Source organism: Streptomyces tailanensis (genome assembly GCF_008386495.1).
GTDB classification, from domain to species: domain Bacteria; phylum Actinomycetota; class Actinomycetes; order Streptomycetales; family Streptomycetaceae; genus Streptomyces; species Streptomyces tailanensis.
In genome coordinates this window covers 13,990-27,992 of record NZ_VTHJ01000044.1, presented here as the reverse complement: position 1 = coordinate 27,992, position 14,003 = coordinate 13,990, and the positions used below count along the sequence as shown (strand labels likewise).

Genomic DNA, 14,003 nt, shown 5'->3' with positions numbered 1-14,003 from the left:
AGACCGGCCGCGACGCCCGTCCGCCCGAGCGGCTGCCGACAGTGTCCAGTGGCGGGTACCCCGACGCGGCGCGGCCCACCGTTTGTGGTGTTTTCACCTGCTGCTCGGCCCGGTCACGGCCCGGCCCGGTCGCCGGGCACGTCAGGTGCCGGTCAGCAAGTCGCCCTCCTGTACTGCTGTCAGGGACAGCGTCTTGTAGCCGACCTGCTCGAACAGCACGACGAGGCGGTCCTCCTCCGTGCGCATCACGGTGCCCGCACCCCACTCCGCGTGGCGCACGCGGTCGTTCGCCGCATAGGGCCCGCCGTGCCCGGGCGGGGGAGCGGCGTCGCGGTGCCCGGCCCCGGTGGCGGGGTGCTCGTCCTCGCGGTCGCACACGTCGCACCGCCCGCACGGTGCGTCGAGCTGCTCGCCGAAGTAGCCCAGAAGGTACTGGCGGCGGCAGGTGGGCGTCTCCGCGTAGCCGCGCATCATCTCGATGCGCGAGCGGTCGACGCGGCGCCGCCGCTCGAACACCCGTGCCGCCTCTTCGGCGGCCTCGTCCGCCGTGCGGCCAGGCAGGGCCCGGACTGCACGGCGCCTGCCCTCGACGGTCACCGCTCCGGCCTCTTCCAGCAGGTTCAGCAGATCGCTGGTCTTCCGGCGCGACAGGCCGCACAGCTGCGCCGTGCGGCTACGGCTCTGCGGGGCGTTCTGGCCGAGCAGCGTGGTCATGATCCGGCGCAGTGCGTCGTCGTCCAGGGCCCGGGCGGTGAGGAACTTCTGCAGTCCCAGGTCCTCGGGGCGGTAGAACAGCACCGCGCGGGCCGGCTCCCCGTCCCGGCCGGCGCGCCCGATCTCCTGGTAGTAGGAGTCCAGCGACTCCGGGACGGACGCGTGGGCGACGAACCGTACGTCCGACTTGTCGATGCCCATCCCGAAAGCTGAGGTGGCCACCACCACGGCGGGAGCGCCGGCCATGAAGCCGTCGTGAATGCGGCGGCGGTCGGCCGCCTTCATGCCCGCGTGGTACGCCTCCGCGTCCACTCCGTCCTGCCGCAGTCGCCCCGCGTACGTCTCGGCGTCCTTGCGGGTGGCGGTGTACAGGATGCCCGGGGCGCCCGCTCGGGCCGTCCAGCGAGAGACGGCCTCACGTTTGGCAGGGTCGTCGGTGAAGGTGCGCACCGCCAGATAGATGGTCGGCCGGTCGGTCCCAGCCGTCACGACGTGAGCCTCGCGCATGTGCAGGTACTCGACGATGTCCGCGCGGACATGGGCCGCGGCCGTCGCCGTCGGGGCGAGTACCGGCGGGCGGCCCAGCCGTTCGGCGGCCTCGCCCAGATTCAGGTAGTCGGGACGGAAGTCGTGTCCCCAGGCCGAGACACAGTGGGCCTCGTCCACGACGAACAGCGAAGGACCCAGTTCCCGCAGCTGTTCCACGACACTGTCCTTGGCCAGCTGCTCGGGAGACAGGAACAGGTACTCGGCACCACCGTCCCGGATCGCCCGCCAGCCCCTCTCGGTGGCCGACCGGGGCTGTGCCGAGTTCACGGCCACGGCGTCCGGCGCCGCGCTCTCCCGCAGTCCGGTGACCTGGTCGCGCTGCAGGGCGATCAGCGGCTACACCACGACCGTGGGACCACCGAGCAGGACGGTCGGAACCTGGTAGATCGCCGACTTGCCGGAACCGGTGGGCATGACGACCAGCACGTCGCGGCCCTCGAGCAGTGCCTCCATCGCCTCCGTCTGCTCGGCGGCCAGGTCGCTCCACCCGAACCGCTCCCGGGCGACGCGGCGCAGCTCGATGATCCGGTCGTGCACGCCCATCGCGACGCCCCCTTCACGGCCCGGCACTCCTGAGACCCGGCCCGGGTACCCCCGTGACCGGCCGCGACGCCGGGCAGCCGTGCGAGGTCGATGGCGGCTGCTCGCCCTGGGCTATCACCCGCGTCGTTCGGCCCCGCGCGGTCGCGGCCGCCCGTCACCAGGGAGAACCTGGACGAAGCCTAGGTGACCGCTGTCTGCGGGCCGACGCCGCTTCGGAATCGCACCCCAAGGAGACTCCCTTGACCGACGCCATGCCCCACCTCGACGACACCGGCGAGAACGACGATGTCGTGGCACTGCTGAAGCAGCAGCACAACCACATCCGTGATCTCTTCGCCGAGGTCGAGAACGCCACCGCCGACGACCGGGCGGAGGCATTCCGCAGACTCGTCCGCCTGCTGGCCGTCCACGAGACCGCCGAGGAGGAAGTGGTCCACCCGGCAGCCCGCCGTCTGCTGCAGGAGGGTGAGCAGGTGGTCGACGACCGTCTCGAGGAGGAGCGGGCCGCGAAGGAGAAGCTGAGCCGACTCGATGACATGGACCCCGACGACCCCGGGTTCATGCCCGCCTTGCGCGAACTGCGCGCGGACGTGCTCCAGCACGCGGCCTCGGAGGAACAGTACGAGTTCCCCGGGCTGCGCGAAAAGGCCGGAGCGCAACAGCGAACGCCTGGAGATGACCGAGCGGCACATCGGCAGCGAGGTCATCGACTACACGACCACCGACGTCGGCGCGGAACTGCGCGAGCGCACCGGAGGCCGCGGCCCCGACGTGTGCATCGAGGCGGTCGGCATGGAAGCCCACAGCGACAGCCCCGTCCACCTCTACGACCAGGCCAAGCAGCAGCTCCGGCTCCAGACGGACCGCCCCACCGCCGTACGGCAGGCCATCCACGCCTGCCGAAAGGGCGGCACGGTCTTCGTCCTCGGCGTCTTCGCCGGCGCCGTCGAAAAGTTCCCCCTCGGCGCGGTGATCAACAAGGGCCTGACCGTGCGGGGCGCCCAGCAGCACGGCCAGCGCTACATCCCGATGCTGCTGGACCGCCTGGCGGCCGGAGAGCTGAGCACGGCCCACCTGGCGACCCATACCGTGCCCCTGGACGAGGCGCCACGGGCATACGACATGTTCAAGGAGAAGAACGACGGCTGCGTGCGCGCGGTGATCCGGCCGGGCGGCTGACCGTGGTCCACCGCAGGCGGCCCCTGTCCCGTCTGCGCAGATGGGGATCCGGTCCACTATGAGCACGACGCCACGCCGCCCCCGGATGCGGCAGCCGGGTGCTGCGGCTGCTGGACCACCTGGAGCGTGAGCCCAGGGCCGGCGCGGTGATCGACGAGGTCCGCAAGGGGGTGCGGGCGCTGGGGCATCCGGCGCATCCGCTGACGGTGCAGGTGCCGATCGGCAGCTGGTTGTCGACGGCGGTACTGGACCTGTACCCCGGCTCCTCCCGTGAGGCGGTCCTGCTGGTCTGCGTCGGTCTGCCCGCCGCAGCTGCCTCCGACGACGAGCTCGGCGAGGACCTGCTGGCGCGATACCGCGCCAGCAGGTCCTCGCCGAGCAATATTCCGCCCGGATGCTCCATGCTTCGATCGCTCGGTGGTGGCCCAGAGACTCACTTCTGACGCCGGCCCGTCCCCCCTCGGCGATCTCGAGGCGGCCGACTTGACGACTCCCGGGTATGTCAGCTCTTTCCCATCGCCTTGCGGACAGCGTCCTTCGTGCGGTCCATGAGTGCGGCCACCGGACCGAGGGCCACGTTGGCAGTGGCCGACTCGACACCGGGGTGCGGCCGGGTGGGAGCCATCGCCTCGGCGGCTTTGACGGCCTTGGCCATGGCGGCGAGGTTGGTGACGTCGGTGCTGCGGCGGATGTGGGCGAACTCGTAGCGTTCCTCCGCCCGCGCGTGCTCCTGCACCTCGGTGCGCAACTGCATCAGCCGGGGCATGAACTTGGGGTCGTCGGTGTCCATGTCGTCCAGGGCCGCCAGCGTTTCCTTCGCCGATTTCTCCTCCGCCAGGCGATCCCTGACGACCTGCTCGCCACCTTCGACCGCCCTGCGGACGAAGGGGTGGACGACCTCTTCTTCGGCGGTCTCATGCACGGCCAGCAGGCGTACCAGGCGACGGAAAGCGTCCCGGCGTTCCTCACCCCGGCTCTGCTCGACCTCGTCGAAGAGGTTGCGGATGTCGCCGTGCTGACGCATCAGCAGAGCCACTACGTCAATGTCAGGTGCCTGGTCGTCGCCGGCCTGAGGTGTTCGCAGTTCGGACATGTGCGGCGTCCTCACTTCTCGCGCTGGGCGGGGTCGGGGTGCTCGCCCTCGGTCTGGACGCGGTACTCGCGGCCGAACATCTCGTCGTGCTCGGTCATCACCCGGTCGCTCGGCGGGGCCTCGCCGCCGTGGATCTGCTCCTGCATCTTCTCGAACCGTTCGTGCGCCTCGCGGACGTAGCCCGCGCCGAGGGTCGTGAGGTCCATCTGGGTATCCAGCAGTTCGCGCAGGTACTGCTTGTTCGGCTCGAAAGTGAGCACGTTGGGCAGCTCCGGCGCCAGCACCTCCTGCGGCTCGCGTCCGTCGTGGCGGCGCATCAGGTCGCAGGCGATGTGCAGGTGCTCCAGCTCCATGTTCAGGTGCAGCTCCCAGATCGACTTCACCCGGGGGTCGCTCTCCTGCTCCATGAAGGAGTAGTACAGGTAGCACTCGTTGTACTCGTGGTTGACCAGCTGCTCCCACCACGTCTCGCCCGGGTCCACGAGGGACTCGTAGTGGGTGACGTGCTCCTCCTCGATCAGCCCGATCTCCTGGTAGAGCTGACGGGCGATCGGCTCCACGTAGGTGGGGCCGGTGTTCATGTAGAAGTTCATGGTCTGCTGCTCCGCCGACAAGATCGTCAGCGCGTGCAGCTTCGACAGGGGGTTCGTGGCGTCCTTGTCGTAGGGGTCACGGACGTTGTCGACCGGATCGCGGTGGTGGTACCGGGTGGGCCTGCCCGGCATGACCTCGGTGAGGTTGTCGACGATCGACTCCGCCTTGCGGTGCTCGATCATCTCGTAGAGGTTGGCGTACCGGTACAGGTGGTCGAAGTCCTCCAGGACACCGAACTGGTACGCCTGCTTCAGATAGGGGTCCGGCTCCATCCGCGCCACCCACGCCGTCAGGTCCACGGCGACCTGCTCGTAGGCGATGGTCGTCTCCAGCACCGACGAGACGCCCGGCAGCAGCCAGTTCACGACCTTCTGCTGCTGCGCCTCGATGTAGCGGGTCCGTGCCAGCTGCCGCTTGACCTCCTGGTCGGCCGTGTTCCGGGCGAGCTGGTGGCTGAAGAGGATCGCCTCCACCTCGATGCCGTTCATCGTAATGATCCGGCACCGCGTATAGGGGTCGCAGCGGTCGGGGTCGATCGGCTGCACGTTCAGCTCCCGCCAGCTGCGCAGCTGCCGATCCAGCGGGATGCCCCGCTGCTCGAGTGGATTGAAGGTCATGGGGGGGTGCCTCCTGGGACAGGAGGACTCGTGCGCCGACGGGTACCCCGCCGCGAACGACGAGCACAGGTCCACCTGCGAGTCTCGCCGTCATCGCCGACCTTCAGCCACCGCTCGCGCCCAGAGGGCGTGCGATTCCCCCACCGGATCAGCCGAGATGACAGTGCCAGCGCACTATGGCATGACCGGATCCACGCGCACCGGGGCGATCGTCCGCGCCGACCGGTTGCCGGACGCGAGGCCGCCCCGCCGCCTGCCGACTGCCGTATGGCCCAGGACCACCTGGGGCACGGGTGGGGAGACGGCAGCTCACACCGGCTATGGGACAACCCGACAGGGGGCCTCGCGCGGCACCGCATCACTGCCGGCCACGTATCAACCACCTGTCGATGGCGTAATGTCCCATTCTGCCCCCGCGTGTGCGGCCCGGGAGCGGACGGTACGCCGCCGCCCTCGATCGTGGCAGATCTCAGCGGCGTGGCCTCCATGGACTCCAGGGGGGTCAACGTCTTCGTCGCCGCTCACCGGCGCGTGACTGGCGCTCAAAGGTGACTGCGCATCGCCCGTGCTCATCCCCCGCCGTCCCACCGTCGAGCAGGCCCTGAGTAGGGCTGGCGAGGTGCTCTGAAGGTCACCTCCTTCAGTGGCGTCCTGAGGGTGCAGGCATGTCTGCGATGGTTACTCCGCCCCTGAGGGGTACCCGCCTTCACGAATGCACATAACGGGCAAATTGGAGGTCGGAATGGCAACGCATCCCCGGTCGGACATGGAAACGCACCCCGACATCCTCGCCATGCGCAGTCGACACGAGATGGCCGAGCGTGTCGCGAGTACGCCGAGGGCGCAGGCGGTCGAGGCGATGGCACTGATCACGGGCCTCTACCTGGCGGCCTCACCGTGGATCGCGGGTTTCAGCGACTTCTCCACCCTGGCCGTCAACAACTTGATCGTCGGCATCGCATACGCCGTGATCATGAGCGGTGGCTTTGGCCGGGCATACGAGCGCTCGCACGGCATGGCGTGGGCCGCTTGCGCACTCAGCGTGTGGACGATCTTTGCGCCCTGGGTTGTAGCAGGAGACGTCAGTACCACCAGGACCATAGTCAACAACATCATCGTCGGCGTGATCGCGCTCCTGCTGGCCCTTATGGCCGCCGCAGCCGCCCGTCCGGTGGATCAGTCGTCCGGCGATCGCTCATCCCCGCCTAGGTGATCGAGTACCGGGAGCCGCCTGTTGCCGGTCTCTGCCCCCGTTGGGCCGCTCCTGGCGGAGGCGGGTCGCTGTGCGGCACCCTCTGACGAGGTCGGAGGAGAGCCGTCGGTGACCGAGCAGCACGAGCTGATCCGGTGTTTTGGGATGGCACGGGGTGCGGGATGGGCGATTCGAGTCGCACTTTGGGCTGCCCGGTCATGGAGTTTCCGTCTCGGTCGGGACGAGGCCGGGCGGGTAGCCCTTTGCACGGAGCCAGGCATCAAGGGCGAGAGCGACGATGTCACCGTGAGGGATGTCGGTGTCGGCGTTGCAGCGGCGGATCCGGCGCTGGAACTGAAGAACTTCAGGGACGGCGTGGTTGAGCTGCCCTCGTGGGCTGGGCTGTGGGTGTGCTGGGGACGCATCCGGGTGCCGGCCTGGTGCAGGAGCCGGTAGACGGTGGCGACCGAGTAGTTGCACTCCTGGGCGAGGTCCGGGACCGTGGCGCCGGCCTTGTACCGCGCCCGCAACGACACCGCTAGTTTCTGCCGCTCGACGGCCCGCGCCGCAGAGCGCATCCGCAGGGTCTGCTGCGTGGTGCGCACGGTGCCGCCGGCCTCGATCAGCAGGCGTCGGGCAGCACGTCTCGTCTCTCCCGCGGCCGCGGCGAGCTCGGTGAGGGTCGCTCCGTGCTCCTCGTAAAGGGTGCGGAGATGTGCTGCGAGGCGTTGGCGTGCTTGGGGGTCCTCGCGCATTCGGCGGGTCTGCCACGACGTGCGCATCTCGGTCCCGGCGTCGTGCAGCCGGTTGAGGACCGTGCCGTAGGACAGGCCACTGGTGGCCACGAGTTCGTCGATGGTGGCACCGGACTCGTACTGCTTGCGCAGGGCCTCGGGTGTCACCGCCTCGCTGGCATCGGATGTGACTGGGGGCTCTGGGTTCATGCGGCGGACTCCCATTCGCAGAGGGCTTCGGCATGGGCGGCGGCCAGCTCGTCGTAACTGCGCTGGTCCGATGGGGTGATGAGGATCAGACGGCCGTCGGTGGCCACGCGCCATTCGGCGTCAGGGCGGCCCGTGACCGGGTCGAGGACGCGCCCGCCCGGTGCGTGCCACGCAGAGGGAATCTCGTCGGGACGAGGTGCCGGGACCAGGACCCGGCGCCCGTCGCGGACGATCACCATGGCCTTGCTGCGGTGCTCCGACAGCCGGTCCAGTGCCTCCCGGTACGTCGAGCGCTCGGCAGCGTGCAGTCCCTTGCGCCGGGCCGCGATGCCCGCGGTGCCGTACTGCCGGGCGACCGCGTCCCAGCCCTGTGCCGGGTACGCGGTCGGGCCAGGAACCGCATCCGGCAGGCTGGTACCGAAGCCCTCCAGCGCGCGAGGCGCGAGGCTCCAGGTCTCTCCGCTGTGGTGCACCAGGCCGTGGTGGGCCAGGCGGCGCAAGGTCCGGTAGGCGGTGGCCCGGGACACCGATGCGGAGCCGACAAGCTCACCGACCGTCTGGGCTGGCCGGGCGTGCAGCGCGCCGATGATCATGAAGGCGGAGCTGCCGAGGCCGTGGTGGGCGAAGGCGTCGTGGCCCATCAGCCGGCCGATGACGGTGGAATCGATGTCGGCCGCCGTCCCTGTCTCAGGGGTGGGCCACGCGCAGCGCGGTCCGTCCCCGCTCCCCGCGCCAGGGCGTCGTCTCGATCCGGTCCCGCAGCGCGGCGAGAACCTCGTGCGCCTGCTGGCGCGACTCCAGGACCCGCGTGCTGGCGACCGCGGCCGAGGCGCTGGCCCACACCCGGCGGATGTAGTCCAGGGCACGCGCCTGCCCGGAGCGCAGCGCGATGTGCTGGACGTGCCGACCACCCTCGTGGTCGGGGTGCAGCAGCAGCCGGGTCAGCTCGTCGACGGTTCCGCCGGCGCGGGCGACGTGGCAGGCGATGGCCGCGGTGATCCGGTGCCCGTGCTCGGCCGCGCCCTGACGGTCTTCGCGCAGGACCACGGTTCGGCCGTCGGAGCCGAGCCTGCTGTAACTGCCCGCCACGTAGCGGCCGGTGAGGTCTCCGAGCAGGACAAGGTCAGCCGCGGCCGGAGGCAGCCGGTGAAGCCCCAGTCGCTCGCTCGGGTGATCTTGTCGATGCGCCCCTCGTAGACCCACTTCAGGTCCGTGGCGAAGGCGTTGCTGTAGCCGAACCGGGCGCGTCCCGGTACGGCGAACAGCGCGTCCACGGCGGCGTCGGCGTGGTCCGGGGTGCGCAGGCCGTGCGACCAGTCCATCACGGTGGTCACCCCGTCGTTGACGGCCTCGACCATGCTCGGATAGTTGGCCGCGTGGATGTCCTCCGGGCGGAACAGCGGCCCCCGCTTCATCAGCATCCAATCCAGGTACTGGGCCAAGGTCCAGTCCGCGCCCACGCCCCGCTTCGCGGCCTGCCACATGTGCTGGTGGGTGATGTCCGTGCCGCGGACCAGGACGTCGGTGTCGGGCAGTATCCCGCGGCGGGGGTCCATGGTGATCACGGTTGCCCGGCGGAAGAGGAGGGGCCGGCCGGGTGCGAACGTCACCGGCGCGGCCGCCGGTTCCGGGGATGCCGTCGCGGTCGGGGAGGCCGCCCCCAGGCCGACGCCCACTCCCACGGCCGTGGCGCCGAGCGCGCCCGCAGCCCGGCGAGTACCGGTCGGCGGCCGAACGTCCGCGCCCTGTGACCAGCCGGCTGCGGGGGCGTTGAGCTGGCCGACGACTCGGGCTGGGCCATGTCTGTGTTCTTTTTCATCATGTTCGCTGTCTCTTGTTTCTGGTCCTTCTGGTGGTCTGGGTTGTTCTCGGTCCGTGTCGCAGACGTCCGGTCACCGGTCGTAGGCGAGGCGGGCCTGGCGGGGCACCGGGCCGAAGGCGCCGGCGTGGAAGTCGGCGAATGCCTTGGTGATCTCCACGTTGGTGTTCATCACGAACGGGCCGCCGACGGCGACGGGTTCGCGCAGTGGAGTGCCGCTGTAGACCATGACGCGGGCGGGCTGTTCGGGGTCGACGGTCGCCAGGTGCAGCGAGGTGGCCGCCGGAGCACCGCCGTCATCCCCGCTCCTCCTCTTGACGGGGTCGGACCAGCCGGTCTGCCCCGCGTGCAGTTCCCGGCCGCCGATCAGCAGGCGCCCACTCATGACGTGGGCGAACAGCCGGTGTTCGGCGGGAACGTGCAGGTCGTAGAAGGCACCGGGGTCGAGCGTGGCGACGACGCCCTGCACCGGGTGACGGGTGTCGGCCGCGCCGGTGACGCCGCCGACGGTGCCGGCGTGGACGTCGATCGTCACACCCGGCGCCCGCACGCGTGGCATGGCGGCCTTGGTCAGGTCCTGGTAACGCGCCGGCGTCAGCTTCTTCTCGGCGGGCAGATTGAGCCACATCTGCAGCACGTGCGCGTGCTCGTCGCGGTAGGCGAGCTCACGGTGGATGATGCCGCGCCCGGCGGTCATCCACTGCACCTCACCGGCCTCCAGTGCCCCGGCGTGGCCGAGGTTGTCGCCGTGTTCCAGGGCGCCGTCCACGACGGTGGTGACGGTCTCCAGGCCGCGGTGGGGGTGCCACTCGAAGCCGGGGGTGGAGAACCAGTCCTCGACCAGGGCGAGGAAGGGGTCGGTCAGGGCCGGGTCGGTCGGCACGAAGACGAGTGCCTTGTCGTCGACCTGCGCGTCGGGGCCCAGCTGCTGCTTGGTGGTGATGCGGGTCAGTGTGCGCTCACCCGTCAACTGTGCGGTCATGGTTGCTCCGTGATGCCCGATGCCCGGCTCTCGAAAGGAGACGGGGTGATGAAGGGGGATGGACCGGGTTCAGGCGACGCGCAGGGCGATCTTGCCGTGCGTGTGGCGGGTCGCGAAGACTTGGAGCGCCGTGGCCGCGTCCGCCAGCGCGTAGGTCCGTCCGACGGGATTCCTGATCGTGCCATCGGCGAGATGCCGCGCCACGCGCCCGAGGATCTCGGGGCACGGCCCGTGCACGACGTTGGTGCGGCCTGGGCCATAACCTGCGGCGTAGGTCGGCGAGGCGATACGGCCGCCGTCCTTGACGACTCCCGCGAACGGCGTGATCTCGTACGCGGTCACGGCGTCGACGAGCGCGTCCACCCCGCCGGGGTGCTTCCTGCGTACGGCGGCGACGAGGTCACCCCCGCGCTCGAGCACGTCGCTCGCGCCCAGGGCGCGCAGGTACTCCTCGTCCTCGGGTAGTCCCGGCGCCAGGACGACCGCACCGGCCGCCCGGGCGAGTTGTACGGCGATGCCGCCGACCCCGCCGGTCGCACCCACGACAAGGACGGTGTCGCCGGGTGCCAGGTCCAGCGCGTCGACCGTCATGAGCGCAGTACTGGCCGTCAGCGCGGCCGCACCGGCGGTCGCGGTGTCGATGTGGGCGGGCTTGCGGGTCAGCGTGTGCCCGCCGGTCACGACGAGCTCGGCCCAGGCCCCGTCGCGAGCGGTCTCCGCCATGGGTACGGCCCCGAAGACCTCGTCGTCGACCTCCACCTCGCTGATGCCTTCACCGACGGCCTCGACGATCCCGGCGAAGTCCCGGCCCAGTGTGATCGGCAGCTCGTGCGGGGCCATGTCCTTGAGGGTGCCGTAGGCGATGTCCGCGTCCAGCCAGTTCACTGACGACGCCTGGACGCGGACCAGTACCTGCCAGGGCCCCGTGATCGGCTCCGGAACGTCCTCGCGCAAAACGGGCGGAGTGCCGAACGCGGTGACGGTGACGGCTTTCACGATTGCTCCTCGCGTACAGGACCCGACGAGCGGACCAGCGATCTGCATGACGCATCAGAGTGCATGACATGTCAAGAATGTACGTGATGTGTCATGCACTATGCCAGACTGGTTCGATGATCGGACAGGGGGACGCTCTCGGCTCAGAACATGGTGTTGTCGTTCGCCGACGTCTCCGGCACGGCCTGGATCACGTCCCAGTGCTCGACGATCTTCCCGTTCCGCACCCGGAACAGATCCACAATCGCCTGACCCCGCGCACCCGGCGCTTCCACAAAGTGCTGGTGGACCGCGACCAGGTCGCCCTGCGCGATCACCCGCTTCCGGGAGGCCTCCAGCTGCGGGAGGGCCTCGAAGAGTCCGCCGAGTCCCGCCTTCACGCCCGCCACCCCGTTGGGGACGGTCGGGTTGTGCTGGTGGTATTCGGGGCCGTAGTAGCGGTCGATCGCCGACAGGTCCTTGTGGACCATGAGTTCGTCGAAGGCCTTGGTGGCCAGCTTCTTGTTGTACTCGGTGAGCCACGCCGGCCCCGGCTGCTCGGTGCGCGGCCAACTCTCCATCGAGAACATGTCGTTGCCGTTCACGGAAGTCTCGGGCACGTTCTGCTCCACGTCCCAGTGCTCGGCGATCTTCCCGCCCTGGAACCGGAAGATGTCGAAGACCGCCGCGCCCCGTTCGCCCGGCGTCAGGACGACGTTCGAGTGGACGAGCACCAGGTCACTCTCGGATATCACCCGCTTGATGTCGTACTTGGCGTCCGGGAACCGCTGGTGGAGGTCCGTGCCGAGCTTCTTCAGCGCCTCGGCGCCGTCGGGCGCGAGCGGGTTGTGCTGGATGTAGTCCGGGCGGACGTAGCGATCGACGACCTTGGTGTCGCCCCGCTCGAACAGGCCCTTGAGGACGCGTACGGTGACGGCCTTCTGGTGGCTGAGGCGGGCGGAGTCGCCGTAACCGGAGTGGGCGCCATAACCGGAGTGCCCGGCGGAAGCGGCGGACGGCGCAGCGACGGCGGGTGCGCCGACGGCGCCCAGTAGGGCGGCGGAGGCCATGAAAGCGACGAGTGCTCTGCGGGCATGGGTGGTGGGGGTCACGGTGCGCTCTCCTCAAGAAGTAGGCAAGGAAGATCGGCGAAGGTTGAAAGCTCAACCTCGTGCTTTCTGAAGGAAAGCACTAACTCACGGTTAGCGCAACGGGGTTGCCGTGTCGCGCAGTTCCCCCCACTCCTGAGCTCGGCCTGACCTTCCCGATCCGGCGTCCGCGCTGCGGATCCGGGCCTGCCCGTCACACGTCGACGATCGCCGGCAGCGCCGCCGGGTACCGCTGACCCGACCACAGCGGTGACCTACGGCTCCCGGACCGCCTCGACCACCTGCCCGAGCAAGGCGGTGAGTTGCGCAGTGCCGTCCGAGCCCAGCCGCTCGACGACGCGGCGCTCGATGTCCGCGACGACGCGACTGGCGGAGCCCAATGCCTCACGGCCGGCGTCGGTGAGGTGGAGCTCCTGCACATGGCGGTGCAGCGCGTGCTGTCGACGCTCCAGCTGGCCGCGCCCCTCCAGTCGCGCCACCAGTGATGCCACGGCCTGAGGGGTGACGTTCAGGCGGCGGGCGGCCTCCGCGCCTGTGAGGCCGGGTTCGTCATGGATGCAGAACAGCAGGGAGTAGTGCGCGGGCGCCATGTCCAGGGTGCGCAGTCGCTGTCCCTTGAGCGCCTGCACGGCGAGTTCCGCCCTCCGCAGGGCCCAGATCGCTCTGACATCGCCACCAGGCGTCTTCTCGTCATCCGTGGTCACGCGAGGAGGATACGGGAATTCACGTGTATCAATCACTTGCTATCAAATGCTTGATTCTAGACAGGCGCTTGGTTAATGCTGGGCGCATGTCCCGAACTCTTGCTCTGATCACTGGCGCCTCGTCCGGCATCGGCGCTGCCTACGCCCGGCTCCTGGCGTCCGACTGCGACTTCGTCCTGGTGGCCCGGCGGGTGGACCGGCTGAACGAGCTGGCCGCCGAACTGCGCGAAGCAGGTGCCGCCGTCGAGGTTCTGCCCGCCGACCTCAGTACGCACGACGGCATCGACGCCGTGACCCACCGCCTGGCCACCGGAGACGTCCGGCTGCTGATCTGCAACGCCGGAGTCGGGGGCTTCGCACCGCTCACCGACATCGACGCCGTCGAGATCGACCGTCTTCTCACACTCAACGCCGCCGGCCCCATCCGTCTGGTGCGGGCCGCCCTGCCCGGGATGCTGGCCGCCGGTGACGGCACCGTCATCACCCTCGCCTCACTGCTGGCCTTCAGCGCCGGTCAGGAGATGCCGATACCGCGCACCCTGTACGCGGCCGCGAAGGCCGCCACGGTCGCCTTCACACGGACGCTCACACACGAACTCGCCGGCACCGGCGTCCATGCCCAGGTGGTGTGCCCGGGGGTGGTGGCGACGGAGTTCGACGGCGGCTTCGGCCAGGGCTACCCCTTCGCCATGACGGCCGAGGGTGTGGCACATGCCAGTCTCGCCGGCGTCCGCCTGGGGGAGTCCGTCTGCGTCCCTGGTCTGGAGGACCAGGCTGTCGTGCTCGACGCCCTCCTGACCGCCGAATCCGCCCTGCTGACCGGCAACCATTCTTCCCCGGCCGCCCGTTACGGGCACCTGCCCGTCGCCTGAGCAGCGGGCCCCGCACCGCCCTCAGCCGCGACAGCCGAGGCGGAGGCGGGCGCATACGCGAGACCGCGGGTCGGCGCCCGGTTCAGGGGGGGGGCGGGGCGAGGGTGCGGCAGGAGA

At 69.8% G+C, this 14,003-nt stretch carries 14 protein-coding genes and 2 pseudogenes; 5 read left to right on the top strand and 11 right to left on the bottom strand.

The window, feature by feature from the left end:
• Positions 1–141 precede the first annotated feature (141 nt).
• A pseudogene (locus tag F3T56_RS30060) lies at positions 142–1,806 on the bottom strand (RecQ family ATP-dependent DNA helicase).
• A gap of 251 nt (positions 1,807–2,057) precedes the next feature.
• Here F3T56_RS30060 and F3T56_RS30055 point away from each other — a divergent pair.
• The 3 genes and pseudogenes from F3T56_RS30055 to F3T56_RS50205 all read left to right on the top strand — a co-directional run.
• A pseudogene (locus F3T56_RS30055) lies at positions 2,058–2,378 on the top strand (hemerythrin domain-containing protein); the annotation flags it as partial.
• 103 nt (positions 2,379–2,481) lie between these two features.
• Positions 2,482–2,985 (top strand): MDR/zinc-dependent alcohol dehydrogenase-like family protein, encoded by a 504-nt coding sequence (locus tag F3T56_RS30050; RefSeq protein WP_246204027.1) that lies wholly within the window; start codon positions 2,482–2,484, stop codon positions 2,983–2,985.
• Positions 2,986–3,083: 98 nt separating this feature from the next.
• Complete coding sequence (locus F3T56_RS50205; RefSeq protein WP_425473655.1) at positions 3,084–3,428, top strand: hypothetical protein; 345 nt, start codon at positions 3,084–3,086, stop codon at positions 3,426–3,428.
• 59 nt (positions 3,429–3,487) lie between these two features.
• Here the strand turns inward: F3T56_RS50205 and F3T56_RS30040 are convergent, their stop codons facing one another.
• Complete coding sequence (locus F3T56_RS30040; RefSeq protein WP_149828493.1) at positions 3,488–4,078, bottom strand: hemerythrin domain-containing protein; 591 nt, start codon at positions 4,076–4,078, stop codon at positions 3,488–3,490.
• 11 nt (positions 4,079–4,089) lie between these two features.
• Positions 4,090–5,289: a hypothetical protein gene (locus F3T56_RS30035; RefSeq protein WP_149828492.1), complete on the bottom strand. Its 1,200-nt coding sequence runs from the start codon at positions 5,287–5,289 to the stop codon at positions 4,090–4,092.
• A 742-nt stretch (positions 5,290–6,031) separates the two neighbouring features.
• Between F3T56_RS30035 and F3T56_RS30025 the strand changes: the two genes are divergently transcribed.
• Positions 6,032–6,502 (top strand): SPW repeat protein, encoded by a 471-nt coding sequence (locus F3T56_RS30025; protein ID WP_172639209.1) that lies wholly within the window; start codon positions 6,032–6,034, stop codon positions 6,500–6,502.
• Here F3T56_RS30025 and F3T56_RS48365 read toward each other — a convergent pair.
• The 8 genes from F3T56_RS48365 to F3T56_RS29990 form a co-directional block, all read right to left on the bottom strand.
• Entirely contained in the window at positions 6,466–7,425 is a 960-nt protein-coding gene (locus F3T56_RS48365) for a helix-turn-helix domain-containing protein (protein WP_246204025.1), read from the bottom strand. The two genes, F3T56_RS30025 and F3T56_RS48365, sit on opposite strands and share 37 nt — an antisense overlap.
• A complete protein-coding gene (locus tag F3T56_RS48360; protein ID WP_246204023.1) occupies positions 7,422–8,066 on the bottom strand; it encodes a helix-turn-helix domain-containing protein in 645 nt (214 codons plus the stop codon). Before F3T56_RS48360 ends, F3T56_RS48365 begins: the two co-directional genes overlap by 4 nt.
• Before the next feature lie 46 nt (positions 8,067–8,112).
• Positions 8,113–8,472, bottom strand: coding sequence for a hypothetical protein (locus F3T56_RS48355; RefSeq protein WP_246204021.1), 360 nt, complete (start codon positions 8,470–8,472; stop codon positions 8,113–8,115).
• A complete protein-coding gene (locus F3T56_RS30010) occupies positions 8,367–9,101 on the bottom strand; it encodes a hypothetical protein (RefSeq protein WP_149828491.1) in 735 nt (244 codons plus the stop codon). The genes F3T56_RS48355 and F3T56_RS30010 overlap by 106 nt, the downstream gene beginning before the upstream one ends.
• Before the next feature lie 216 nt (positions 9,102–9,317).
• Complete coding sequence (locus F3T56_RS30005) at positions 9,318–10,226, bottom strand: pirin family protein (RefSeq protein ID WP_149828490.1); 909 nt, start codon at positions 10,224–10,226, stop codon at positions 9,318–9,320.
• Between the two features lie 69 nt (positions 10,227–10,295).
• On the bottom strand, positions 10,296–11,222 hold the full coding sequence (locus F3T56_RS30000; protein ID WP_172639208.1) for an NADP-dependent oxidoreductase: 927 nt from the start codon (positions 11,220–11,222) through the stop codon (positions 10,296–10,298).
• 143 nt (positions 11,223–11,365) lie between these two features.
• The gene (locus F3T56_RS29995) at positions 11,366–12,313 is read right to left on the bottom strand and encodes a nuclear transport factor 2 family protein (protein WP_216373020.1); all 948 of its coding nucleotides are present in this window, start codon (positions 12,311–12,313) and stop codon (positions 11,366–11,368) included.
• A 251-nt stretch (positions 12,314–12,564) separates the two neighbouring features.
• On the bottom strand, positions 12,565–13,014 hold the full coding sequence (locus F3T56_RS29990) for a MarR family winged helix-turn-helix transcriptional regulator (RefSeq protein WP_216373019.1): 450 nt from the start codon (positions 13,012–13,014) through the stop codon (positions 12,565–12,567).
• A gap of 86 nt (positions 13,015–13,100) precedes the next feature.
• On the opposite strand from F3T56_RS29990, the gene F3T56_RS29985 reads away from it, so the two are divergent.
• Complete coding sequence (locus F3T56_RS29985; protein WP_149828488.1) at positions 13,101–13,886, top strand: SDR family NAD(P)-dependent oxidoreductase; 786 nt, start codon at positions 13,101–13,103, stop codon at positions 13,884–13,886.
• Positions 13,887–14,003 lie beyond the last annotated feature (117 nt).